Origin of the sequence: Brotomerdimonas butyrica (assembly GCF_025567305.1) — a bacterium.
GTDB lineage: Bacteria > Bacillota > Clostridia > Peptostreptococcales > Anaerovoracaceae > Lentihominibacter > Lentihominibacter butyricus.
The window spans coordinates 159,586-182,938 of record NZ_JAOQJP010000002.1 but is presented as its reverse complement, the minus strand read 5'-3'; the positions used below and the strand labels follow the sequence as shown (position 1 = coordinate 182,938).

Sequence of the window (23,353 nt, the reverse complement as noted above, 5' to 3'; positions counted from 1 at the left end):
ATGACAAGTATTTTAGCTATAATGCTGACAGTTATCCTTACAAACAACTACGTACTGGCAAAGTTCCTGGGCATATGTCCGTTCCTCGGCGTTTCCAAGAAGCTGGATTCGGCAGTGGGAATGGGCGCAGCTGTAACGTTCGTAATGGTGCTGGCTACAGCAGTAACATGGCCGATCCAGATATATGTGCTGGATAAGTTCAATATAGGGTATCTCCAGACAGTTGTATTCATCCTGGTTATCGCAGCACTGGTACAGCTCGTAGAGATGACGCTCAAAAAATATATGCCGCCGCTTTACAGATCGCTCGGCGTATATCTTCCTCTGATAACGACTAACTGTGCGGTACTGGGTGTTACTATCCAGAACATCACAGACGGATATAACTATGTCGAATCGCTGTTCTGCTCGTTCGGAGCCGGAATAGGCTTCCTGCTCGCAATGGTTCTGTTCGCAGGAATGAGAGGAAAACTCGAAAAATGCAAAGGTATCCCTGAATGTTTCCAGGGAGTCCCTATCACACTGGTCACTGCATCGATCCTTTCCATGGCGTTCATGGGATTCTCAGGTGTAGTTGCAGGTATATTCGGTTAGGGGGTGTGCAGGAATGACGACAATAATTGTTCCTACTGCGATAGTAACAGGAATGGGTCTGATCGCGGCAGTCATCCTGACTGTTGCATCCAAGCTGATGTATGTTCCCGTTGACGAAAGAGTCGCAGCAATAAGAGAAGTGCTCCCGGGTGCAAACTGCGGAGCATGCGGATTCGCAGGCTGTGATGACTATGCAGCTGCGTTCACAGACAATCCGGGATTAAGCTGTTCGCTGTGCCCTGTAGGCGGTGCGAGCGTGGCTTCACAGATCGCCGGTATCATGGGAGAGGAAGCAAGCGCTGCCGAACCTCAGGTGGCAATGGTGATGTGCCAGGGAAGCTTTGGCGTTACCAGAGAAATCATGGAGGATGACAGGATAACATCATGTAAGGAAGCAAAGATGTTCTACGGCGGACAGTGGGCATGCCGTTTCGGCTGCCTGGGACTTGGCGACTGCTACAATGTCTGCAAGTTCGATGCGATCACTGTAAACAACGGTGTCGCAAAGATCAACAGAGATGTCTGCGTGGGATGCGGAGCTTGTACGAATGTATGTCCTAACGAGATCATCAGCATGGTCAATAAGAAGAACCTCGTGTTTGTTGCCTGCAAATCGATGGAAAAAGGCGCGAAGACGAGAAAGACATGCGAGATCGGCTGTATCGGCTGTATGAAGTGTCAGAAGACATGTAAGTTCGACGCTATAAAAGTCGAGAACAACGTTGCCAAGGTCGACCTTGACGCATGCAAGAACTGCGGTATGTGCGAAAAGGAATGCCCTACAGGCGCTATCGTGAACTACAGAAAGAAAAAGAAACCAGTCAAGAAAGCTGCAGAAGCCAAACCGGCAGCAGAGGCTCAGCCTGCACAGGCATAAGCCTGGTAATAGCATTTATCAAGAACCGGGAATGACGGTAAAAGGATATTATAAAGCGTATACATGGCGAGCGCCATAACTTCTGTGATCTAAAAACGCTTTGATCCGGGAACCGTCACCCGGTTCTTTTTGTGGAAAGAAAACCCCGCGCATGATGATTTTTCTTGCACAGCAGGAAATTTCTCGCAGAGAAATTGACAGCGCTTCAGCGTTAGCTATGCTCCAATGTTCGCTGTGCTCTGATGTTCGCTGTGCTCTGATGTTCGCTGTGCTCACTCCTTCGCCTTTGGCTGCGCTGTCCGTTTCTCCAGCAAATCGCCTTGAGGCTCTTTGGGAGAAAAGGCAACGTTCACTGCGCGCCAACGTTCGCTGCGCTCACTCCTTCGCCTTTGACTGCGCTGTCCGGAGCGTTAAAAGTGTGTATGAGCTGATTATTTGTGTAGAGATTAGGGTTTCAGATGATATCTGCACAATGGATCCGACATCTGTGTATATGCTCGTGAAGAGTAAAAATCAATACACAGGAAATTTCGGATTTTCGCTAAAAACAGCCGATTTTATGAGATTTTGGTACATTTCTATCGTTTTGGCGATTTTCGTTGTGTAAATTTTTTTCACTTTCACATAATCCTGCACATCTCAAACGCGGATTGTGCAGGATTTTTCTCGAGGACGGGATAATACACAAAACCAGTCACTCTCAGCACTTACCGTGACCAGGCGGCCAAAAATGATTAGCGATATTTACATAAAATGATATTATTATCTAAAAATGTAAAAATATAGTTGAAAAATGTTGAAATAAATGGTAAAATATGGTCAGAAAAATACCTGAGTGTTCCAATGTTAAAATGCTTTCACTAATGAAAATGTATCCATGAAATGTGGTCGATGGGCAAAATTATTTGGTTATAGGTGATGCTGTCCGATATCGGTCTGGAAGGAGGTATGGCGCATGCAGTTTTACCGTGACAAAATCGAAGAACTGTACGAATCATTATATAAACAGTATGAGCTTTGCAGGAAAGAATATCATGTGTATCCTGCAGGGAATCTGATAAGTGCAAGGCAGGGGGATAAACTGAGATATTTCAATGCGAGAACAGTAGATGGCAGATATCTTAGAAAAGATATCACTTCACATGAAAATGAGATAAAAGCATTGGCAAGAAAAGGCTTTCTGGGCAGAATGATTAAACTGATGAGAGCAGATCTCAGGAAACTGCAGCAGCTTATTCGAGGTTTTCAGACTTTCGAAGCGGATGAGATCATTTCGTCAATGGCTTCTGTATATAAAAAACTGCCCTCGAGCTGGCTGACGCAGTATGTCAGCAATGATCATCAGAATATATCATTTGATCCGCTCCTTGTGGCAGACAGGAACAGCCAGGCTTCCGAACGTATGAAAATACATAGAGCATGGGCCGAGGCATCATATGATTCGAGTCGTTTCAGGGAAGAAGAAAAGAATAAAGTGACATCCAGGGGACTCAGGATGCGCTCGAAATCCGAAGTGATGATAGCAGAAATGCTGTATCAGTATGGTGTACCATTCAGATATGAGCAAGTGCTGATGCTTGACGGGAAAACATTCGCACCTGATTTCACATTCCAGGATGCGATGCTTGAGCTGTTCTATATGGAATACTGCGGGATGATGGGCGACCCGGAATACGTAAAACGGCATATGTGGAAAAGGGATATTTATGAACAGAACGGAATCGTTCCATGGGAAAATATCTATTATATTTATGAAAACAACGGGGATATAAATATGCAGGAGATCAGGCATTTCATCGAAGACAAGATACTGCCGAGGCTGTAATGGTACATCTGTTTCGGAAGCTTTTTCGATCCGAAGTTTTTCGATCCAAAGCATTTCGATCCAAAGCATTTTGGTCTGGAGCTTTTCGGTTCAGGAGATCTTCAGTTCGGAAGCTTTTTCAGTATGATATAGGCCAGGATGCCGATGACAGCGCCGCTTACGACGCCAGAAATTATCAGGACCGGAAAGTATATGAAGATCTTCAGATTCGAGATAAGGAATGCGGCAACCAGGATCTGCCCCAGATTGTGGGCGACGCCACCGGCTATGGAAACTCCTGTGACTGAAAACAGATCTGTTTTTTTAAGCAGGATCATCACGAACATACTGAGCAGTGCACCGGCCAGCGAGTAGAGTGCACCGAAAAGCCCGGAGAACAGGAGTCCTCCGATAAATATACGGATCAGGTTTATCAGCAGTGCATAATGCGCGCCCAGATAGTAGAGTGCGATGATCACTACGAGATTGGCGATACCGAGTTTGATGCCCGGGATCCCGAAATTGAACGGGATCAGGACTTCGATATAAGAAAATATGAGAGCCAGAGCCGCCAGCAGAGCAGCAGTGGTAATCTTTTTAGCGTTGCTTGTGCTTTCCATGGTTTTCCTCTTTCTCACCGGTCACCGGTTGTCCTTTTCCTCACCTTGCGACTGTATCATAATGCTTAGCACCGCCGGTTATCTCGACAACGATCTTGTTCGGCAGACAGATGATGGTTTCACCGGATTTTGCAATGCTTCCCTGATGCACGCAGTCCTGCCCTTTGCAGTCGGAAAAACTTATTGAAACGGTACCGTTGTTTATGGTAACCTTATTAATATGATCATTGCGGTCGATGGAGATCTCGCGGTCTTCATCAAGGGGATACGAACCGAAGAACTTGCCGTTGCAGGTTATTTCGACGAGATCGCCTTCGGACTGACCGAATGAAAAAATATATGATATGGCGAGGCCGATCAGAATCAGCGCACACGCCAGTATGATGTCGGCTTTTTTAAACATAAAAACCTCCGGAGGTGTTATATGGGATCCAGTAACAAATCAGCATGCAAAACCCGCCGTTTCCAGGCTTCACATGTGCTTCGCGCCGCTGCAGCCGTAATGCTTGCAGTCTTTGCAATTATAACACAGACAGGCTGTGGTGACAAAGAACTTTCAAAGACGGATTTCGCACTGAATACATCTTGTACGATAACGATATACGGCATGAGCGGGAGCGAAGGCGAAGCGGTCCTGGATGATGCGTTCAAGGAGATACGCAGATACGAGAACATGCTCAGCAGAACGGTCGAGGGAAGTGATGTCTACAATATAAACAATGCCGGAGGCCAGCCAGTCGAGGTGTCATATGATACGATCGCGGTGCTGAAGCTCGGGATAGAAATGGGAGATATCTCAGACGGTCGATTTGATATAACTGTCGGCAGACTGACGGATCTGTGGGATTTTACGGGAGATGATCCTCACGTGCCTGAGCAGGCAGCGATAGATGAAGCAGTGAAATCAGTGAGCTACAGGAACATAGATATCGAGGGCAACACCGTGAGACTGGCGGATCCGGGGGCGGCAGTAGATCTCGGAGGAGTTGCAAAGGGCTATATCGCGGACAGGATCACGGATCTTCTCGAGGAAAAAGGAGTCAGCTCTGCAGTGATAAATCTCGGCGGAAATGTTGCAGTCCTGGGATCAAAAGAAGACGGATCCCCGTGGAATATCGGGATAGAGCGGCCGTACAGCGACCGCACGGAAGTGATAGGTTCGCTGGAAGCCATAGATGCCACGGTAGTTACCTCGGGGACTTATGAGCGCAAATTCGAAGAAAACGGCGTATTGTATCATCATGTGCTGGATCCGGCAACGGGCTATCCAGCACAGACGGATCTCGAGTCGGTCACGATCACTGCAAAGCGCGGCAATTCTGCGTTTTGCGACGGATTGTCGACCGTCTGCCTGATTTCCGGTATGGAAAAGGCGCAGGCACTGGTGCGCGAGCTTCAGGAGAAGTATCCGGAGATGGAGCTGGAAGCCGCGTTCATTGACAAAGATGATGATGTGGTGCAGACTGACGGGATGAAGATAAAGCCGGTCGATTAGCCGGCGAGAGGAGCGGACGGTTGTCAGCAGCTGCGCAGCTGCTGGCGAATGTGATTTGCAGCGGCAGCAGTAAGACTTTGAACAGCCGTAAAAATGACAGAGGGAGGACGGATCACTGAAAACGATAGATATAATAGTTCCATGCTATAACGAAGGCGATAACGTAGAGCGCTTTTTTGCAAAAACGCAGGGAATAGTGACGTATATAAACGATTACTCATTCAGATATATCTTCATAGATGACGGCAGCACGGACGATACGCTCGCCAGGATTAAAAAACTGAGGGAGAAGACCGATCTCAGATATATCTCATTCAGCCGGAATTTCGGCAAGGAAGCCGCGATGTATGCCGGGCTCAGAGCCTCGCGCGGGGATTTTGCAGTGATAATGGACGTGGATCTGCAGCATCCGCCGATCCTGATAGCCGAAATGATACACAAAATGGAAGAAACCGGCTGCGACAGCTGCGCGGCGAGACGAGTGACCAGAAAAGGCGAACCGCGGATCCGCAGTTTCTTTGCAAGAGCATTTTACAAGATAATGAACAGATACAGCGATATCGAGATAATCGACGGAGCCGTAGACTTCAGGCTGATGAACAGAAAGATGGTGAAAGCCATCGTCAGTATGCCGGAGACACAGCGCTTTTCAAAAGGAATATTCGCATGGGTGGGATTCGAGACAGAATGGATCGAGTTCGAAAATGTGAAGCGCGTGTCCGGGGAAAGCAAGTGGTCGCTGTGGAGCCTGATAAAATACGCAGTCGATGGATTCATCGACTTCGCCGCATCGCCGCTCAAATTCGTGGGCGTGTTCGGCGGGATCACGACCGTGGCTTCAGGTATATACCTGATGATCGAGATCGTGAAGACTCTGATAATGGGCAAGGATATCCCGGGATATGCATCGACGATATGCCTCATACTGTTCTTTGGCGGACTGATCACAGCGGTGCTCAGCGTAATGGGAGAATATATAGGCAGGATGTATATGGAAACGAAGAGGCGACCTGTGTATATAGAGAAGGAAAGCAACATCGATGAAAATTAAAGTCAAGCAGTTTTTTGGAAGACACAAGCTGATACTCGCATCATTCGTGTTCCCTGCGCTGATAATGGTGCTGGCATTTGCAGTAACAGAGATATACCCGTTTGGAAGCAGCCAGATCGCGGTCATAGATATGTATCACCAGTATGTTCCGTTCCTGAGCGAATTGCAGTACAAGCTGCAGGAAGGCGGCAGTCTGTTTTATACCTGGAACGGCGCAGGCGGCAGCAACTTCTGGAACCTGATCGCATATTACGGGGCAAGTCCGCTGAATCTGCTGCTGGTGCTGTTTCCAAAGAAGTTCCTGATGGAAGGCATCACGCTGATCCTGGTGATAAAGGTCGGGCTTGCGGGAAGCTTCATGGCGATGTATCTCAAATATGCAGACAAGGCCCGTGACTGGGGAATAGTCGCGTTTGCGACCATGTATGCGCTCTGCTCGTATGTGCTGGCATATTACTGGTGCATCATGTGGATGGATGCGGTGATGCTGCTCCCGCTGTGCATACTGGGACTGAACCGGCTGATCGATGACGGCAGAGCAGTGCTTTACACGGTTTCGCTGGCGCTGATCGTGTTCTCGAACTACTACATGGCAATAATGGTGTGCATTTTTATAATGTTCTATTATCCTGTGCTTTATCTTATAAAAAACAGAGCAAAAGGCGCAAAGAAGTGCGTCATCACGACGGCCAGGGCGGTGTTCTTTTCGCTGCTTGCAGTAGTGATGGCGGCAGTGATGCTGCTTCCTGCATATATAAGCATGCAGAGCACATATTACATTTCTGTGGATATGCCGGAAAAAACGGCTTTTTACAGCGATGCGCTTGATATTTTCAACCAGCTGCTGCCGTACAGTGAATTGACATTCCGTGAGGGACTGCCAAACCTGTACTGCGGGATATTTACAGTGATAATGCTGGTGTTCTACCTGACGAGCAGGGCTTTCAGCACGAGAGAAAAGGTGCTGAATGCGGCATTTCTGGCGTTCATGTTCCTAAGTCTGAATATAAACAAGCTGGACTTCATATGGCACGGCTTTCATTTTCCGAATCAGCTGCCGTACAGGTATACGTTTGTCATATGCTTCGTGCTGATCGGAATGGCGTATAAGGCTTTCCGGGTTCTTGATACTGTAAAGCTCCGGCATATATGGATCCTGTTCGCTTCAGGGGCGGCATACTATCTGTTTGCGCAGAAACTCATGACCGAAAATATCGACGATATGAACCTGTTCTTTTACGGAGGCCTCGCATGGCTGGCTCTTTACTGCTCGGTACTGCTGTTTTACAGAAAGGAGCTTGTTTCAAAAGGCGCGATGATACTGCTGATTGTGGTGCTCGTGACGGCAGAATCCGTTTCGGCGGTGTGCTCGGCATTCGATACGATCGGAAATACGCAGCGCGATGCGTATTATGAGAATTACGACGATATCACAGGGCTCGTGGAGAGCAGGAACGATGAATTTGCAAGGATGGAGATCAACGGCAATTATATACTCAACTGTCCGGCGTTTTATCACTACAAGGGACTGTCGCAATTCTCGTCATCTCTTAATGCAGATACGACAGTGCTGATGGAGGCGATAGGGCTGGAAGGGGAACCCGGGAAAAACAGGTTCAACTACAACCAGACAGACCCTGTAACTAATGCTATGCTCAATGTGAAATACCTTATATCAAAGAACTTGCCGATCGATGATCCTGATTTCGTGCAGGTCGACAGACAGGGCAATTCATATTTGTATGAGAGCCGATATCCGTTGTCGATAGGATATATGACAGGAAATGAGATCAGGACGTGGGACACGCACAGCAGGAATCCTTTCGAGGTGCTCAACAGTTATGTCAGAGCGGCGACATCGAACAAATATGACAAAGTGTTTGAAAGTGCCGGGAAGCCTCAGCTTTACACTGCGAATGCGAAGGCCGAGTATGGCGGCAGCGGCAAGGTGAGCACGCAGACAGAAGATCAGAGTAAAAAATCCGAAGTGATCCTGAAATACAAAGCGGCAGCTACGCAGAAGTATTACGTCTTTGTAGAAGCGGATAATGCAGATGAGATAGTAGTCAATGAAAATATCGAGGACCTTGATGAAATACAGATCCGGAGCGACTGCGGATCCATCGTCAATATAGGGACCGTCAGCGAAGGTGAGGAATTCACAGTGGCGGTGAAGTATGACGCCGGGGATACCGGAGACATAACATGCTATGTGTGCTCGCTTGACTATGAGGTGTGGGATGGTGCATATGCGATGCTTTCAGAGCATATGATGAAGGTCACGGACAGCGGTGACAGGTTCATCCGCGGAACAGTCGATGCAGGCGATGGCGGGATGCTGGTTACCTCTGTGCCGTATGAGCGCGGCTGGACTCTCAAAGTCGACGGGATCGAAAAGGAGATCCATGAAAAGACCGGAGGAGTGTTCATCTCGACCGCACTCGATGCAGGAGAGCATGAGATAGAGCTCAGCTTCACGCCGCCTGGTATCATTGCAGGAAGTATCGCTACATTCATATCGATCCTGATCCTTGCAGCGTATACGATCCTGAGAAAGCGCAGGCTCATGAAGCTCCGCGCCAGACTCGTATCAACTCTGTCAGAATCTGCGGTATCTCAGCAAGAGGTATCTGATTGTAATAAAACATTATAAAATCGTTTTCGATACCCTTGATAGGGATGCCCAGGTCTTCGGCTTCCTTTTTCAGGGTGTCGATTTTTTTGTCTGAGTGGACCTTCAGTATCACGTTCACCCCGGAGGATGTGTTCTTTACATCGATGAAACCGGATGCCTCCCGTTCGAATGTGTCGGTGACGGCTGCAAGCTTCTGCGAATACAGCTTCCTGAGCTTTTTGATATGCGTCTGATAGTTGCCTGTCTCCATGAAAAGCGCAAGCGTCAGCTGCTCCAGCTTCGAGCATGTCTGCGTATAGTCCTGAGCTATCGAAGAGAAGAGGAAGTTAATCTCGTCAGGGAGAACCATGTAGCTTATCTTTACAGCTGCAAAAAGCGTACTCGAAAACGAGCCGAGATAGATGACGTGGCTGCTGCTTTCAAGCCCTTTCAGCGCAGGCACGGGCCTGCCGAAGTATCGCAGCTCACTGTCGTAATCGTCTTCGATTATGTAGCTGTCGTTTTCCGCCGCCCAGTTGAGCAGTTCGTACCGCCTGCCGACCGGCATCACGGCTCCGGTGAAGACGTGGTTCGAAGGGCTGACATACGTGGCAGTCCTGATATTCGTCGGTAGCTTTTCTATGGAAAGGCCGCGGTCGGTCACATCCACAGGAGTTATCGCAAAGCCCCTGTCGCGGAAAATATTGCGCACAGGCAGGTATCCCGGAGTCTCAAGAGCGACGTTCTCGATGCCCATTTTCCGGAGTATCGTGCACAGGTGGTTCGTGATCTGCTGAGTACCCGCACCTATGATGATCTGGTCGGGGGTGCATGAAACACCGCGCGACACGTAAAGATACTTGGCGATCTCCGTGCGCAGCACCATTTCGCCCTGCGGGTCGCCTGCGAAAAACAGCGTCGGGGAGTATTCCGTGATGACCTTGTTCATGCATTTTTTCCATTTGTTGAAATCGAAGCAGTCCGGATCGTATTTGAGAGGGGCGGCTGTTTCGCGCAGCGTGCTGTCGATGGAAGAGACATGCAGCGAGAAAATATCGTCCTTTGCAGGAGCAGCCTTCTGCGAATGCGAAAAGACCCGGCTCACGTAATACCCGGACTGTGCGCGGCTGTATATATAGCCCTCGACGAGAAGCTGGTTGTAGCACTGCTCGATAGTCGTCACGCTGAGCGTCGTGGATTTTGCAAGAGAACGCAGAGACGGCAGCTTTTCACCCTCTGTGATCTCACCGCTCAGTATCGCTTTTTTTATGTAATCGTAGACCTGCAGATAATACGGCCTTTTGCTCTGTTCATCGAGCAATGGAAGTATAGCTTTCATAAATGACCTCTACTGTTATTATAAAAATAATTATTTTTGTATATTAATTTATATACAATCATCATGTATTATAGTATAAAATAAAGAATAATCATTGAAAAGAGGTTTTATGATGCAAACAAACTCGAAAACATTCAGGCTGGTGCTTACAGCTCTCATGATGTGTCTGATCATGGTGGCGATCCTTTTCATACGTGTGCCGATCCCGTTCACTCAGGGGTACGTGCATCTCGGTGATGCGATGATCTTTCTGGCTGTTCTGGTCCTGGGATGGAAATACGGCGCGGTCGCTGCGGCGCTCGGCGGGATGCTGGGAGACATAGTCGGAGGATTTGCGGCATGGGCACCATGGACATTCGCGATAAAAGGCATAATGGCGCTGATACTGGGTCTGATAATAGCAAAAGCATCAAAAAAAGAGGATATAAGCTATAAGAAGTTCATGCTCGCGGAGATACTGGGGATGATCGCAGCAGGCATATTCATGGTGGCGGGATATTACGTGGCGGAAGGCATCATGTACGGCAACTGGGTGGCTCCGGCACTGGGAGTGCCGTGGAACATCGGCCAGTTCGTCGTTGGCATGATACTGGCGACCGTGATAGCTGCAGCACTTTCCAAAACTCCGGCGGCAAGATATTTTACGTATTCACAAAAAATCGTCACAAAGAAATAGTATAATCAGGGAGACAGACATGCGGTACGAGTCAGGATACATACTTACTCGTACTTTTACTTTTAAAAGACTGTCAAAAATGGTAAAATTAAACCCTGTGCAGGGAGAAAAGGGGGGCATGACGATGAATACACTAAAAATAAGAGAAATGTATCTGCAGCCGGGAAGACCCAAGATCGCGATCCCGGTAGTCTCAACAGATCCCGCGGAGATAAAGAACGAATGTGTGGAGATCACGGAGATGCCGTGTGATATGATAGAGTGGCGCGCGGACAAATATCTTAGTGCAGTGCCTGACCTTGAGGAAAAGCTGAAGCAGAAGGAATTCTACCTGGATTCGGTAAAGCTGCTCGACGACATAAACCTGATCGCCGAGGACATACCGATAATCTTTACGATAAGAAGCAGATCCCAGGGCGGGGATGTGCAGCTGTCGGAAGAACACATGGCGGGACTCAGAGGCCTTGCGGCTCAGAGCGGTCTTGTGGATATGGTCGACATAGAGCTGCTTGACGGCAATGGCAGATTCAATGCAGAGATGATAAAAAAACAGGTCGACGAAGTGCATTCGTACGGATGCAAAGTCATAATGTCGCATCATGATTTCGACAGGATGCCGACGCCTGAACAGATGGTGAGCATCGTGAAGACGATGGTACGCATGGGCGCAGACGTCTGCAAGCTGGCGGCGATGTCCTTTACAAAAGAAGACACCGAGCTGCTGCTCAAGACCACTGCATACCTTAACAGGAATATAGATGTGCCGATAGTGATGATAGCCATGGGTGAAGCCGGAAGGCCGGCAAGAGTGGCTGCAGGCAAATACGGTTCGTGCATCACGTTCGCGGCAGGGCTGGACAAGTCTGCGCCAGGGCAGGTGGATGCGTACGCCATGAAAAAGATGCTTGACGATTACTATGGCAGAGAGGAAAAATAGATGGCAGATTTTATCAGGATAAAAAATCTGATATTTGATTATGTAAAGCACGAGGACGGCTCGGCGCACAGGGCTATAGACAACGTCAGCTTCAGCGTCGAGAAGGGGAGCTTCACGGCAGTCATAGGGCAGAACGGATCGGGGAAATCCACGCTTGCCAAGAACATAAACGGACTGCTGGTGCCGACATCCGGGAAGATATATGTCGATGGCATGGATACTTCGGAGCCTGAGCATATATGGGACATACGGCAGAAGGTCGCGATGGTTTTCCAGAATCCGGACAACCAGATCGTATCGTCGATCGTCGAGGACGATGTCGCGTTCGGTCCGGAAAATCTCGGAGTGGATCCTGCGGAGATACGCAGACGTGTGAATGAGGCTCTCAAAGGCGTTGAAATGTATGATTTCAGGAAAAAAGCGCCGCATATGCTCTCCGGCGGACAGAAGCAGAGGATAGCGATAGCAGGGGCAGTGGCGATGGAGCCGGAATGCATAGTGTTCGACGAACCGACCGCGATGCTCGACCCGCGAGGGCGCAAAGAGGTGCTTTCCGTAATAAAGAGGCTCAATGCAAAAGGCATAACCGTGCTGCTGATAACGCATTTCATGGAAGAAGCGGCGCAGGCAGACAGGATCATCGTGATGGACCGCGGTGTGAAAAAGATGGAAGGCACGCCTGACGAGATATTCCGCGATGCGGCGAAGCTCAAGGCTCTCAGCCTGGACGTTCCGCCTGCGGTCGATCTGGCGCTCAGGCTCAGAGAAAAAAATATAGATATTCCGGAAGGCATCTTGACTATAGATGATATGGTGGCGCACTTATGTCGATAGAAGTAAAAGGACTCACTCACATATACAATGAAGGGCTGCCGCACGAATCGGTCGCGCTCGAGGGTGTGACATTCAGTGCGCAGGACGGTCAGCTGGTAGGTATAATAGGTCATACGGGCTCCGGCAAATCCACGCTGGTGCAGCACCTCAACGGTCTGCTGAAGCCGAAGTCGGGATCCATAGTGGTCGGCGGCACCGATATCACGTCAGACGGAGTCGTGATGAGAGATATAAGAAAAAAGATAGGACTGGTTTTCCAGTATCCTGAATATCAGCTGTTTGAGGAAACCGTCGCAAAAGACGTGGCTTTCGGACCTGCGAACCTGGGCCTTTCCGAGGCGGAGATCGATGAATGTGTCAAAGAGGCCATCGAAATGGTCGGACTCGATTACGAGAAAGTCAAAAATGTTTCACCGTTTGAGCTTTCCGGCGGTCAGAAAAGACGTGCGGCGATAGCCGGCGTGATAGCGATGAAGCCTGAAGTGCTTATACTGGACGAGCCTACGGCGGGACTGAATCCGAAGGCGCATGCTGATATCCTGAATATGGTGGAGACGATACACCGAAAATCGAAGAATATAATCTTCCTCGTTTCTCACAATATGAATGATATCGCGAGTATGTCCGACAAGGTGCTGGTGATGAACAACGGCAGACTTGTGATGGACGGGACTCCGGCGGAAGTCTTTTCGCGCGAGGAGGAGCTCAAGTCCATGGGGCTGGCGCTGCCTGATTCGATGGAGATCATGATGCGGCTCAAAAAAGCCGGCATGGATATAAACACTGACTGCCTGACGATGGATGAAGCGGCAGAAGAGATAGCGAAGGTACTGGCAAAATGATAAGAGATATCACCCTGGGACAGTATTATCCCGGAAGTTCATATATACACAGACTCGACCCGAGAGTGAAGATAATGGCTACGCTGTTCTATATCGTAGCTCTGTTCGTGGTCGACGATTTTATTGGATTCGGTATAGCTTTCATCGGACTTGCGGTGACGATAGCGATATCGAAAGTGCCGCTGAAATTCATACTGAGAGGTCTGAAACCGGTATTTCTGATAATCGCGTTCACGTTCCTGATAAACATGTTCATGGTCAGGGGCGAAGTGCTCGTGTCGTTCTGGTTCCTCTCGATAACCAGAGAAGGGCTGCGTACCGCGGTATTCATGGCCGTGCGTCTGGTGCTGCTGATAATCGGTTCGTCTCTGCTGACGCTGACGACGAAGCCGATAAGCCTTACCGACGGTATAGAAGCGCTGCTTTCGCCGTTCAAGAGATTCGGACTTCCCGCTCACGAGCTGGCGATGATGATGACGATAGCGCTCAGATTCATACCGACGCTCCTCGAGGAGACAGATAAGATAATGAAAGCACAGCAGGCCAGGGGCGCCGATTTTGAAAGCGGCAATCTCCTGCGCAGAGCGAAGGCGCTGGTGCCTATACTTGTGCCGCTTTTCATAAGCGCTTTCAGGATCGCCCAGGATCTCGCGATGGCTATGGAGGCGAGATGCTACGGCGGCAATATACAGCGTACGAGAATGAACGGCATGAAGCTGGAAAAGCGCGACCTGGCGGCGTCGCTGGTGTTTGCGGCATTCATCGCGGTAATAGTGCTGGAGAGGATTTTCATATGAGACAGCGAAAAGCAAAAGATCTTGACAAGAGGCTGCAGGAATGCAGTGCATATATGATAGAAAAGCCGCAGTCGGCTGACAGCCGGCGCGGATCGGAGTGTCTGCGTGAAGGAAAGCGCAGCGGCGCGGAAAGCAGCGGAGCTGATGCTGCAGCACACGAGCATGATCCTGCGATGGACTATTTCGGCCCTGACAGGGAAGGGCGCGAGCTTTTTCTTGAGATAGGCTGCGGAAAAGGGCAGTTCATCACCAGCAAGGCGATGGACCATCCTGAAGCGGATTTCATCGCGATAGAGGGTCAGGAGACCGTGATACTGCGTGCGCTCGAAAAGGCGAAGGAGCTCGATGGAGATACGGGGCGACTTTCCAATCTCAGGTTCGTGCTGACATTCGTGCATTCGATGGACGAGCTTTTTTATGAAAACCAGCTGTCGGGGATATATCTCAATTTCAGCGATCCGTGGCCGAAGGCGCGTCATGAAAAGCGCAGGCTCACGTACAGAGACAGGCTGAGAGATTATGCCTGGGCGCTGAAGCCGGGCGGATTCGTGGAAGTGAAGACGGACAATGACGCGCTGTACGATTTTACACTTGAAGAGATAGAGGCTGCGGGCTATCAGATCACAGAGCAGACCAGAGATCTGCACAGCAGCAGCTTCGAGTCGAAGAACACGACTACCGAATACGAAGACAAATTCAGCGGACGCGGAAAGAATATAAATTACGTGAAGTTCACGGTCTGAGCGGATCGACCGGATGGATCGCGTGACCGCGATGTCAGAACATAAAAAACGAACAATAAAACGGGAGTGCATTTAAAGTATGCATTCCCGTTTTTTCGCGTGTTGCCGGTACGGCCGATTTCACAGATCCTTGACCATGCATGCGTGGAGAATTCTCGTCATGCGTGTCAGCGAGTGTCAGCGATCCCGGTCGTTCATGCGCTGACCGCATATGGCATCAGCGTGATACCCGTCGACTAAAGGATGTCGATCGTCTCTCCCGCGAGAGCCTTGTTCATGCTGCGGACTGCGCAGAACTTTCCGCACATGCTGCATGTATCGCTGTGATCCTCCTCAGGGCTTCTGCTGTCACGGATGGCTTTTGCAGTCACGGGATCCAGAGCACATTCGAACTGCGCATCCCAGTCGAGATTCCTTCTGGCGTCCCCCATCCTGTCATCTATATCCCTTGCTCCCGGAATCCCCTTTGCGATATCAGCAGCATGGGCAGCTATCTTTGAAGCGATGATCCCCTGCTTTACATCGTCGACATTCGGCAGAGCCAGGTGTTCAGCCGGTGTCACGTAGCACAGGAAAGCTGCGCCGTGCATCGCAGCAACAGCGCCGCCTATAGCAGCGGTGATGTGGTCGTAGCCCATGGCGATGTCAGTAACGAGAGGTCCGAGCACATAGAACGGAGCACCCATGCAGAGCGTTTCCTGGACCTTCATGTTTGCAGCGATCTGATCGAGAGGCACATGTCCCGGACCTTCGACCATTACCTGGACGTTGTGATCCCATGCGCGCTTTGTCAGTTCTCCGAGCCTTACGAGCTCCTCGATCTGACACACGTCAGTGGCGTCTGCGAGACATCCCGGACGGCATGCGTCTCCGAGCGAGATAGTGACATCGTGCTTTTCGCATATATCGAGTATCTCATCGTAATATTCGTAGAACGGATTCTCCTCGCCGGTCATGCTCATCCATGCGAAGACAAGACTTCCTCCTCTGCTGACGATATTCGTCTTTCTCTTGTGTTTCTTGATCTGATCGATCGTTTTTCTCGTGATACCGCAGTGGAGCGTGACGAAATCGACTCCGTCCTCAGCGTGCAGACGGATCACATCGATGAAGTCCTTTGCGGTGAGAGTCGCGAGGTCGCGCTGATAGTGTATGACGCTGTCGTATACCGGTACCGTACCGATGATGACCGGACACTCGGCAGTCAGCTTCTGTCTGAACGGCTGTGTGTTGCCGTGGCTCGAAAGATCCATGATCGATTCTGCGCCCATCTCTACGGCGTGCATCACCTTCTGCATCTCCAGATCGTAATCCTTGCAGTCTCTCGAAACCCCGAGATTCACGTTTATCTTGGTTCGCAGCATGCTGCCGATACCCTCCGGATCGAGGCATTTGTGAGCCTTGTTGGCGCATATCGCCACCTTGCCCTCGGCAACCAGCTTCTGCAGCTTTTCAGCCGGCATGTTTTCCTTCTCGGCAACAGTCATCAGTTCAGGTGTGAATATCCCTTTTCTTGCAGCGTCCATCTGTGTTGTGTAATTCATTGTATCCTCCTTGTTTCTTCGTGGATATAGAAAAAAGTGCATGCACCTGAGGTACATACACTTCTGTAATAAGCATATTCCATATGTGATACATAATGTAAAACATATATCAATATTTTTCCTACGTTGGCATTATCCACATCAGGTTCATGGGTCGGAACTCTGGTTCCCTCTCAGCCTGTTACACAAGCTCCCCGTTATTTAGTTCACGCATTTATTATAGTCGTATCGTCACGCTTGTCAAGAGGTAAAATGTCTGCGGCACTATAACCCCTGTATATAGTTTCGCGGATCGTCAGGCTCGCTGCCATTGCGTATCTCGAAATGAAGATGGTCGTCTTCTTCGAATTCAAAAAGCGAAGTCCGGCCGATCCGGCCGATAGTGTCGCCCTTCGAGACTATCTCCCCGAGCTCGATCAGATCATTTTTAGCCAGATTGCCGTATACGGAAATGATACCGTTTCCGTGATTTATTTCAACTGTGATACCCAGCCTGTCATCTTCGTCTATGCGCGTCACTGTTCCGGATGCGCATGCACTGACGGTCGTTCCGGATGGAGCTGCGATATCGATGCCGCTGTGAGTCATGTACTGATCGAGAGTTTTGTGATATACAGGCATATCCATGGAATAATCCATGATGATATCGCCGGTAACGGGAACAATAAATGATGATCCGTCTGTTTCCCCGCTGTTTTCCGAAGTGTCTCTGCTGTCTACTATGTTCTGCGATGCTTCTGTGCTTTCGTCGACAGCCTTTTCCTTGACGACGTCTGCGGCTTTTTCCGACTGCATATTGTCGTGAACTTTGTCGATGCTGGCTTTCACGACAAAAATAGAAACTATCGCCATAAGACAAAAGCATAACACCAGAGCGGCAGCAGGTCTGTCTTTTTGTTTTTTATCCTGTCTCATGTATACCTTACCTCCTGTATTTTTTAGTATCGACAGATACAGGAAAATTAATACTGCTAAAAACAAGTAATTGTGCTATAATTGTATACAGTTTTGGCTGCGCTCGATGCGAGGCGAAACTTAAAACTACGATAAACAAGAGGTGATAAAATTATGGCGGAATATCATTTAGCCAGACAGAACGGAAGAAACATACCACAGGAAGACAAGATCTTCGGAATAAGCAACAGAGCGAAAAAGATGATAGCTGAAGAGGGTGCGGATAAAGTCATCAACGCGACTATAGGTTCGCTGCTCGACGATGACGGCAGACTTATCGTGCTTTCATCAGTCGATAAAGTGTTCAGAGAGCTCGATCCTCAGGATTATGCGGATTATGCTCCGATAGGCGGGACACCTGCATTCAGAGAAGCTGTAAAGAAGGCAGCTTTCGGATCATATGAGCCAAAGGGATTTACGGAAGCGGTAGCTACTCCCGGCGGTACAGGCACGCTCAGAAACGTGATAGCTAATTATTCCGAACCCGGAGATAAAATCATCACCTCAGACTGGCACTGGGCGCCATACAATACTATCGCGGGCGAGATAGGCAGAAGCGTTGCGACATTCGAGCTTTTTACAGCGGACAGGAAGTTCAACTGGGAATCGTTCAGGGAAACTGTGAACGGGCTTCTGGAAAGCCAGCAGAGCCTCGTCGTGATACTGAACACGCCGGCGCACAATCCTACTGGATATTCGCTGACGCTCGAGGACTGGGACAACGTGGTCAGAGTACTCACAGAAGCGGCAGAGACGGGAAAAGCGATAGCGCTGGTAGTGGATGCCGCATATATAGATTTCGCAGGAGACGAGGAAGAATACAGAAGATTCCTGCCGAAGCTCGAGGAGCTTCCTGCAAACGTGCTTCCGATCATAGCGTACAGCCTTTCCAAGACATATACGCTTTACGGAACGAGATGCGGCGCGATGATCTGCATGGCGAAGACGAAAGAGATCGCGGATGAATTCAGGCGTGTGTGCGAATATTCGTCGAGAGGATCATGGTCGAACAGCGCCAGAGTGGGTCAGGTGATACTTTCGAAGATATATGCCGACAAGGAGCTGCTCAGGAAGGTCGACGAGGAGCGCGCATACTACAGAGATATGCTGCTCGCAAGAGGCAGAGCTTTCGAGGAAGAGGCGGAAAAGGCCGGCCTGGAGACTGTTCCTTTCGATGCGGGATTCTTCGTGTCGATACCGTGCGACGATCCTGATGCGATCAGCGCAGAGCTGGAAAAGCAGGGGCTGTTCATAGTTCCTCTTGCAAAGGGCCTCAGAGTTTCGGTCGCTTCGGTTTCAGAAGAGAAGTGCAGGAAGATACCTGCGATGATCAAAGCGGCAATGGACGAAAAATAAGGTGTCCGGCAGACCTGCAGATGTATACGGGCGTCATGTGCCGATAGAGTGAATGATAAAGGCAGTCGTGAACTTTGACAGATGCGGCTGTCTTTTTTGCTGCAAAAAATTTTCATTTGTACGGTGGCTGACGGGAAGTTTTTTTGATTTGCGATGTAATTGTAAAAAATATGTTGACGACTGTTTTAGCGGAAGATATAATGCCGCCATCGACGGTTAGTTAATGTTAATTAACCGCATGGAAAAACGATTACACTTTTTTGGTATAGTGAAAACGAGGAGGTTTAATTAATGGGAGCAACAAGAAAATGGCTGCTGGGTGCAGTTTTAGGACTTGTGATGGTGCTGGGACTGATGCCGTCTGCGGCATTTGCAGGAGAAGGAGACGTGGAGATAAACGAAACGAATTTCCCGGACTCTGTATTCAGAACTTACATAGAGAAGAACTGCGATAAGGATGGAGATAAAGCTCTGAGCGAAAGCAGAAGCAAAAGCTGAAAACGCTGCGAATACAGGCGATGAGAGCAACATCGCATTGTGGATCGCATTACTGCTCGCGAGCGGTGCGGCAGCAGGCGCAGTAGCTGTAAGAAAAAGAAAACTTTCTGTGAAATAATTAAATAAGTATGAAGGATGAGGCGGTCGTGCTGATGTAAAACATTGGCGCACCGTCTTTTTCTTTAGGTGCAAAGCTGAGACTGGGGGTTTGCGGAAAATAAAGGAAATATATATTGACATTATTTTACAAAAATGATATATTTTTCACGTAAACATACTGCCTGTCCGGGCAGCAGAAAGAGGTATTGCTGAATAGATTTTTTATTCCAAGGGAGGAGAGTATTATGAACGGCAGCAATTTTGACAGGGAGATATCATTCGATATAGTTGAGCACTTAGGCGTGATAACGACGTATTCGACGGGGTGGAACAAGGAACTCAATCTCGTCAGCTGGAACGGCGCAGCTCCGAAGTATGACATAAGGGAGTGGTCGCCGGATCATGCACATATGTCGAGGGGAGTCACGCTGCATGAAAAAGAGATGAGAACGATCCTGGATCTGATCAGAAACAGGAATCGAAAAAGCAGATATGACAGCAGAGGGGCCGGAAGCAGCAGTGTGAGCCGGCCGGGCGTACCGGACGGTGAAACGCAGCGCAGAAGGGAAGAGCGTGATGACGGTGTGAGCACCGGTCAGAGAGCATGCGCTGCAAAGGCGTGCTCCGAAACTGCCGGTGGTGGTGATGCGGCAGATCGAGAAGAAGGCCACGGCGCAGCGTTCATGGGTACATGCGATGATCACGGATGTATTTCGTGCGCTGATGATACAGAGCCTGTGGAGACCGTATGCGGGATAGATGAAGCAGGGTACGAGGAAGATGGGATGAACAGCGTCTTCTGATATGCCGGCGGCGGCAGTTTTATGCTGCCCGCCCGGCTTTGCCTGGTGCCGGATACGGCAGTGGAGCTCCTGTGTGCAGTCTGTGGCGGCAATACTGAACCGCATGTGGTTTTTACTCTGTGCATATGATATACTGAATATATTTCATCCATATGAAAAAACAAGAGAAAGGGTAACATATATGAAAATAAGGTTACGCATAAATCCCGGGGACAGTTTCCGGGAACTCACGAGAGAAGAGCCATTTGCGCTGAGAGAGCTGGCAGGTGAATTCAGGAATGAACTGTCGGCTACGGTGATGCTGGCGCTGGTCAACGGAAAGTATGAAGAACTGACTTATGAAATAACTGACGATGCAGATATAACTTTTCTTGATATAAGAGATCACAGCGCGTTCATCGCGTATCAGAACAGTCTTTGTCTCATATATCTCAAGGCGGTGCATGACGTCATGGGAAACAATGCTGCTGTAAAGATAGAAAACTCGCTCAACAAGAGCCTTTACACGGAGATCGAGGCAGAGACCCCTCTGAACGATGAACAGCTGCGTGCGGTGGAATACCGCATGAAGGAGATCGCTGAAGAGGATATCCCTATCGTGCGAGAAGTCTATAGGCGCGATGAGGCGGTCGGCATATGGGAAGAGTACAACTGCATGGAAAAAGCCAGACTGCTGGAGGAAACTAAAAGTATCGTGAACGCCAAGTTTTACAGCATAGACGGATACAGGAATTTTTTCTATGGCCTGATGGCTCCGTCTACGGGATATATCGGGCGTTTCCAGCTGATGAAATACAGAGACGGAGTGCTTCTGAGATTTCCTCAGCCGTCGGCTCCGGATCGTCTGCCGGGATACATAGATGACAAACAGATATATGCGGCTTTTGAAGAGGAGAAAGAGTGGCACAGACTGCTTGGCGTGTCATATCTGCCGGATCTGAACGACAAGATACGTGCAGGCGACGCCAAGAAGTTCATACTGCTTTCTGAAGCTTTGCATGAAAAGAAGGTCGCCGAGATCGCGGACTGCATCACCAGACGTAACAAACGACTGATACTGATCGCGGGGCCGTCTTCATCGGGCAAGACGACGTTTGCGAAACGCCTGTGCGTGCAGCTGATGGTAAACGGTCTGCAGCCTCTTTACATGGGACTGGATGACTACTACAAAGAAAGATGTGACTCTCCGGTGGACGAGGACGGAAATTATAATTTCGAGAATCTCGAGGCGCTGGATATCGATCTTTTCAACGATAATATGAACAGACTCCTGGCGGGAGAGGCTGTGGATCTGCCGGAGTTCGACTTTACAAAGGGACAGAAGGTCTTCGGCAAGAGGATAACGACGCTCCAGCCTGATCAGCCTATAATCATAGAGGGCATACACGGTCTGAATGAACGGCTGACCGAGAGGATCGACGAAAGCCAGAAATTCCGCATATATATAAGCCCGTTCACGCAGCTCAACATCGACAGGCACAACAGAGTGACGACTACGGATGCCAGGATGATAAGACGTATCGTGAGGGATTATGAATTCCGCGGGAGCTCTGCTGCGGAGACAATCGCGCTGTGGCCGAAGGTGAGAGCGGGAGAGGATCGGAACATATTCCCTTACAATGACAGGGCAGATGTGATGTTCAATTCGGCGCTCACATATGAGCTTTCTGTACTGAGAAAGTACGTAGAACCTATTCTGGAAGAAGTGGATGAGCACAGCTCGGAATATGCCGAGGCAGTGCGCCTGCTGAAATTTATCAGGTTCTTTGACAGCATAGAGGATGACAAGGTGATACCGAACAACTCTATAATAAGAGAGTTCATCGGAGGAAGTGTATTCGTAGAGTAGCTTTGCCGTGAGGGCAGATGTGCGGAATGCAGAGCGTCTGCCTGCCGGAAGTTTTGGTAAATCAGTAAAAAAGGAGTTAACAATGATTGCAGTAATAGGTTGTGCAAAAGAAACTGTCAATGTAAAGATGAGTATGCCTATGGACGAGGGCGAAAGAGCGCTCATGGGCATAGAAGAGCCGAAGACTGAAGCGGATATCAAGGATGATGAGATCGCTGTAAAAGACAGCGGCTGTGGAGTGAATATCGCAAAGCAGCTCGCGGCGCTCGGATATGAGACGGAGTTCATTTCTGTGGTAGGTGATGATACGCTGGGAGCGGCAGTGAAGGCGGGCCTGGATGATGCAGGTGTAAAGCGCGGAGGCGTCGATGCGATGCCGGGAAGCACTGCTGTAGACGTGCATTTTCTGAATGTGCTGGGTGAGATCGTGATGTTCAATAAGAATCTGGAGGCGGTGAAAAAAATAACACCGGACTTCGTACGATCAAAAGCGGATATACTGGATAGAGCTGATTATATAGTTGTAGACGGAAGCATACCTCAGGAGACGATAGAATACATAGCCGGAGAATACGGTCCGCGTGACAATGTCAAGATCTTCTTCGATCCGGCGAGCGTTTCAGGCGGATATAAAGCGGCAGATATACTGGAGCATTTCCATTGCGTGCTGCCGGGCAGGATGGAAGCCGAGGCCATGACCGGAAAGACTGTTCTCGGTGAAGAACAGTTGCGGGAGGCGGGTCTGTTCTTTGAAGAATCAGGTATAGACAGATGCGTGATAACTATCAAAGGCGGCGGCATGTATTACAGAGAAGGCGAGTCTGAAGGGATACTCAGACCGGAAAAACTGTTCCCGTTCGGGAGCACTTCGGGAGCGGGAGATGTGGTATCGGCAGCAGTGATAGCAGGTACGATAGAAGGGAAGGATATGGAGACTGTTGCTAAGGAGGCAATGGCAAAAGCGGCGGCGTTCCTGTCCGAGCTTGGTCTTAAAGCTGTGGAGGACTGATCTGCGCAGCAGCGGTGA

The 23,353-nt window shown here is 49.4% G+C and carries 23 protein-coding genes, 1 pseudogene and 1 riboswitch; of the genes and pseudogenes, 19 read left to right on the top strand and 5 right to left on the bottom strand.

What is annotated here, in order from left to right:
- The 4 genes from OCV59_RS02205 (at position 1) to OCV59_RS02190 (ending at position 3,296) form a co-directional block, all read left to right on the top strand.
- The gene (locus tag OCV59_RS02205; RefSeq protein ID WP_262584052.1) at positions 1–594 is read left to right on the top strand and encodes an electron transport complex protein RnfA; all 594 of its coding nucleotides are present in this window, start codon (positions 1–3) and stop codon (positions 592–594) included.
- Positions 595–607: 13 nt separating this feature from the next.
- The gene (locus tag OCV59_RS02200; RefSeq protein ID WP_147592717.1) at positions 608–1,471 is read left to right on the top strand and encodes an RnfABCDGE type electron transport complex subunit B; all 864 of its coding nucleotides are present in this window, start codon (positions 608–610) and stop codon (positions 1,469–1,471) included.
- A gap of 151 nt (positions 1,472–1,622) precedes the next feature.
- Positions 1,623–2,078: a hypothetical protein gene (locus OCV59_RS02195; protein WP_147592715.1), complete on the top strand. Its 456-nt coding sequence runs from the start codon at positions 1,623–1,625 to the stop codon at positions 2,076–2,078.
- Positions 2,079–2,426: 348 nt separating this feature from the next.
- Positions 2,427–3,296 (top strand): hypothetical protein, encoded by an 870-nt coding sequence (locus tag OCV59_RS02190; protein WP_147592713.1) that lies wholly within the window; start codon positions 2,427–2,429, stop codon positions 3,294–3,296.
- Positions 3,297–3,397: 101 nt separating this feature from the next.
- Here OCV59_RS02190 and OCV59_RS02185 read toward each other — a convergent pair whose 3' ends face one another.
- On the bottom strand, positions 3,398–3,895 hold the full coding sequence (locus OCV59_RS02185) for a Gx transporter family protein (protein WP_147592710.1): 498 nt from the start codon (positions 3,893–3,895) through the stop codon (positions 3,398–3,400).
- 40 nt (positions 3,896–3,935) lie between these two features.
- Positions 3,936–4,298, bottom strand: coding sequence for a NusG domain II-containing protein (locus tag OCV59_RS02180; RefSeq protein WP_147592708.1), 363 nt, complete (start codon positions 4,296–4,298; stop codon positions 3,936–3,938).
- A 21-nt stretch (positions 4,299–4,319) separates the two neighbouring features.
- Here OCV59_RS02180 and OCV59_RS02175 point away from each other — a divergent pair, with 21 nt between their 5' ends.
- The 3 genes from OCV59_RS02175 (at position 4,320) to OCV59_RS02165 (ending at position 9,094) form a co-directional block, all read left to right on the top strand.
- Complete coding sequence (locus OCV59_RS02175) at positions 4,320–5,390, top strand: FAD:protein FMN transferase (protein WP_147592706.1); 1,071 nt, start codon at positions 4,320–4,322, stop codon at positions 5,388–5,390.
- Positions 5,391–5,505: 115 nt separating this feature from the next.
- Positions 5,506–6,441, top strand: a complete 936-nt coding sequence (locus OCV59_RS02170; RefSeq protein ID WP_147592704.1) for a glycosyltransferase family 2 protein — start codon at positions 5,506–5,508, stop codon at positions 6,439–6,441.
- A complete protein-coding gene (locus OCV59_RS02165; RefSeq protein WP_147592702.1) occupies positions 6,431–9,094 on the top strand; it encodes a YfhO family protein in 2,664 nt (887 codons plus the stop codon). Before OCV59_RS02170 ends, OCV59_RS02165 begins: the two co-directional genes overlap by 11 nt.
- On the opposite strand, the gene pdxR is transcribed toward OCV59_RS02165, so the two are convergent.
- A complete protein-coding gene (pdxR, locus tag OCV59_RS02160; protein WP_147592700.1) occupies positions 9,006–10,394 on the bottom strand; it encodes a MocR-like pyridoxine biosynthesis transcription factor PdxR in 1,389 nt (462 codons plus the stop codon). The two genes, OCV59_RS02165 and pdxR, sit on opposite strands and share 89 nt — an antisense overlap.
- A gap of 109 nt (positions 10,395–10,503) precedes the next feature.
- On the opposite strand from pdxR, the gene OCV59_RS02155 reads away from it, so the two are divergent.
- The 6 genes from OCV59_RS02155 to trmB all read left to right on the top strand — a co-directional run bounded on the left by OCV59_RS02155 (position 10,504) and on the right by trmB (position 15,223).
- On the top strand, positions 10,504–11,070 hold the full coding sequence (locus OCV59_RS02155) for an ECF transporter S component (protein WP_147592698.1): 567 nt from the start codon (positions 10,504–10,506) through the stop codon (positions 11,068–11,070).
- Positions 11,071–11,194: 124 nt separating this feature from the next.
- Positions 11,195–12,007 carry a type I 3-dehydroquinate dehydratase gene (gene aroD / locus OCV59_RS02150; RefSeq protein ID WP_262584051.1) on the top strand — a complete coding sequence of 271 codons (813 nt, stop codon included), beginning with the start codon at positions 11,195–11,197 and terminating at the stop codon, positions 12,005–12,007.
- Positions 12,008–12,841: an energy-coupling factor transporter ATPase gene (locus tag OCV59_RS02145; RefSeq protein ID WP_147592695.1), complete on the top strand. Its 834-nt coding sequence runs from the start codon at positions 12,008–12,010 to the stop codon at positions 12,839–12,841.
- Entirely contained in the window at positions 12,832–13,683 is an 852-nt protein-coding gene (locus OCV59_RS02140; protein ID WP_147592693.1) for an energy-coupling factor transporter ATPase, read from the top strand. The genes OCV59_RS02145 and OCV59_RS02140 overlap by 10 nt, the downstream gene beginning before the upstream one ends.
- On the top strand, positions 13,680–14,480 hold the full coding sequence (locus tag OCV59_RS02135; protein ID WP_147592691.1) for an energy-coupling factor transporter transmembrane component T family protein: 801 nt from the start codon (positions 13,680–13,682) through the stop codon (positions 14,478–14,480). Before OCV59_RS02140 ends, OCV59_RS02135 begins: the two co-directional genes overlap by 4 nt.
- A complete protein-coding gene (gene trmB, locus OCV59_RS02130; RefSeq protein ID WP_147592690.1) occupies positions 14,477–15,223 on the top strand; it encodes a tRNA (guanosine(46)-N7)-methyltransferase TrmB in 747 nt (248 codons plus the stop codon). Before OCV59_RS02135 ends, trmB begins: the two co-directional genes overlap by 4 nt.
- A gap of 236 nt (positions 15,224–15,459) precedes the next feature.
- Here the strand turns inward: trmB and thiC are convergent, their stop codons facing one another.
- Both thiC and OCV59_RS02120 read right to left on the bottom strand, forming a co-directional pair.
- Positions 15,460–16,767: a phosphomethylpyrimidine synthase ThiC gene (thiC, locus tag OCV59_RS02125; protein ID WP_147592688.1), complete on the bottom strand. Its 1,308-nt coding sequence runs from the start codon at positions 16,765–16,767 to the stop codon at positions 15,460–15,462.
- 99 nt (positions 16,768–16,866) lie between these two features.
- Positions 16,867–16,974: riboswitch (TPP riboswitch) on the bottom strand.
- 57 nt (positions 16,975–17,031) lie between these two features.
- Complete coding sequence (locus OCV59_RS02120) at positions 17,032–17,682, bottom strand: M23 family metallopeptidase (protein ID WP_147592686.1); 651 nt, start codon at positions 17,680–17,682, stop codon at positions 17,032–17,034.
- A gap of 153 nt (positions 17,683–17,835) precedes the next feature.
- Here OCV59_RS02120 and OCV59_RS02115 point away from each other — a divergent pair, with 153 nt between their 5' ends.
- The 6 genes and pseudogenes from OCV59_RS02115 to OCV59_RS02095 all read left to right on the top strand — a co-directional run bounded on the left by OCV59_RS02115 (position 17,836) and on the right by OCV59_RS02095 (position 23,335).
- Positions 17,836–19,077 (top strand): pyridoxal phosphate-dependent aminotransferase, encoded by a 1,242-nt coding sequence (locus OCV59_RS02115; protein WP_147592684.1) that lies wholly within the window; start codon positions 17,836–17,838, stop codon positions 19,075–19,077.
- Between the two features lie 291 nt (positions 19,078–19,368).
- The gene (locus OCV59_RS02110; protein ID WP_147592682.1) at positions 19,369–19,575 is read left to right on the top strand and encodes a hypothetical protein; all 207 of its coding nucleotides are present in this window, start codon (positions 19,369–19,371) and stop codon (positions 19,573–19,575) included.
- A 22-nt stretch (positions 19,576–19,597) separates the two neighbouring features.
- Positions 19,598–19,693, top strand: a pseudogene (locus tag OCV59_RS12010) (hypothetical protein); the annotation flags it as partial.
- Positions 19,694–19,919: 226 nt separating this feature from the next.
- Positions 19,920–20,477, top strand: coding sequence for a YdbC family protein (locus OCV59_RS11970; protein WP_147592680.1), 558 nt, complete (start codon positions 19,920–19,922; stop codon positions 20,475–20,477).
- Positions 20,478–20,658: 181 nt separating this feature from the next.
- The gene (locus OCV59_RS02100; protein ID WP_262584050.1) at positions 20,659–22,326 is read left to right on the top strand and encodes a nucleoside kinase; all 1,668 of its coding nucleotides are present in this window, start codon (positions 20,659–20,661) and stop codon (positions 22,324–22,326) included.
- A gap of 82 nt (positions 22,327–22,408) precedes the next feature.
- Entirely contained in the window at positions 22,409–23,335 is a 927-nt protein-coding gene (locus OCV59_RS02095) for a PfkB family carbohydrate kinase (protein ID WP_147592678.1), read from the top strand.
- The last annotated feature ends 18 nt before the right edge of the window (positions 23,336–23,353 follow it).

What these genes read in the sequence shown, in the direction of transcription:
- OCV59_RS02145 (WP_147592695.1), top strand. Translation starts at nt 12,008, where the DNA reads ATGGCAGATTTTATCAGGATAAAAAATCTGATATTTGATTATGTAAAG.
- OCV59_RS02120 (WP_147592686.1), bottom strand. Translation starts at nt 17,682, where the DNA reads ATGAGACAGGATAAAAAACAAAAAGACAGACCTGCTGCCGCTCTGGTG.
- OCV59_RS02140 (WP_147592693.1), top strand. Translation starts at nt 12,832, where the DNA reads ATGTCGATAGAAGTAAAAGGACTCACTCACATATACAATGAAGGGCTG.
- thiC (WP_147592688.1), bottom strand. Translation starts at nt 16,767, where the DNA reads ATGAATTACACAACACAGATGGACGCTGCAAGAAAAGGGATATTCACA.
- OCV59_RS02200 (WP_147592717.1), top strand. Translation starts at nt 608, where the DNA reads ATGACGACAATAATTGTTCCTACTGCGATAGTAACAGGAATGGGTCTG.
- OCV59_RS02100 (WP_262584050.1), top strand. Translation starts at nt 20,659, where the DNA reads ATGAAAATAAGGTTACGCATAAATCCCGGGGACAGTTTCCGGGAACTC.
- OCV59_RS02165 (WP_147592702.1), top strand. Translation starts at nt 6,431, where the DNA reads ATGAAAATTAAAGTCAAGCAGTTTTTTGGAAGACACAAGCTGATACTC.
- OCV59_RS02095 (WP_147592678.1), top strand. Translation starts at nt 22,409, where the DNA reads ATGATTGCAGTAATAGGTTGTGCAAAAGAAACTGTCAATGTAAAGATG.
- OCV59_RS02135 (WP_147592691.1), top strand. Translation starts at nt 13,680, where the DNA reads ATGATAAGAGATATCACCCTGGGACAGTATTATCCCGGAAGTTCATAT.
- trmB (WP_147592690.1), top strand. Translation starts at nt 14,477, where the DNA reads ATGAGACAGCGAAAAGCAAAAGATCTTGACAAGAGGCTGCAGGAATGC.
- OCV59_RS02185 (WP_147592710.1), bottom strand. Translation starts at nt 3,895, where the DNA reads ATGGAAAGCACAAGCAACGCTAAAAAGATTACCACTGCTGCTCTGCTG.
- OCV59_RS02180 (WP_147592708.1), bottom strand. Translation starts at nt 4,298, where the DNA reads ATGTTTAAAAAAGCCGACATCATACTGGCGTGTGCGCTGATTCTGATC.
- OCV59_RS02195 (WP_147592715.1), top strand. Translation starts at nt 1,623, where the DNA reads ATGATGATTTTTCTTGCACAGCAGGAAATTTCTCGCAGAGAAATTGAC.
- OCV59_RS02205 (WP_262584052.1), top strand. Translation starts at nt 1, where the DNA reads ATGACAAGTATTTTAGCTATAATGCTGACAGTTATCCTTACAAACAAC.
- pdxR (WP_147592700.1), bottom strand. Translation starts at nt 10,394, where the DNA reads ATGAAAGCTATACTTCCATTGCTCGATGAACAGAGCAAAAGGCCGTAT.
- OCV59_RS02110 (WP_147592682.1), top strand. Translation starts at nt 19,369, where the DNA reads ATGGGAGCAACAAGAAAATGGCTGCTGGGTGCAGTTTTAGGACTTGTG.
- OCV59_RS02155 (WP_147592698.1), top strand. Translation starts at nt 10,504, where the DNA reads ATGATGCAAACAAACTCGAAAACATTCAGGCTGGTGCTTACAGCTCTC.
- OCV59_RS11970 (WP_147592680.1), top strand. Translation starts at nt 19,920, where the DNA reads ATGAACGGCAGCAATTTTGACAGGGAGATATCATTCGATATAGTTGAG.
- OCV59_RS02190 (WP_147592713.1), top strand. Translation starts at nt 2,427, where the DNA reads ATGCAGTTTTACCGTGACAAAATCGAAGAACTGTACGAATCATTATAT.
- aroD (WP_262584051.1), top strand. Translation starts at nt 11,195, where the DNA reads ATGAATACACTAAAAATAAGAGAAATGTATCTGCAGCCGGGAAGACCC.
- OCV59_RS02115 (WP_147592684.1), top strand. Translation starts at nt 17,836, where the DNA reads ATGGCGGAATATCATTTAGCCAGACAGAACGGAAGAAACATACCACAG.
- OCV59_RS02175 (WP_147592706.1), top strand. Translation starts at nt 4,320, where the DNA reads ATGGGATCCAGTAACAAATCAGCATGCAAAACCCGCCGTTTCCAGGCT.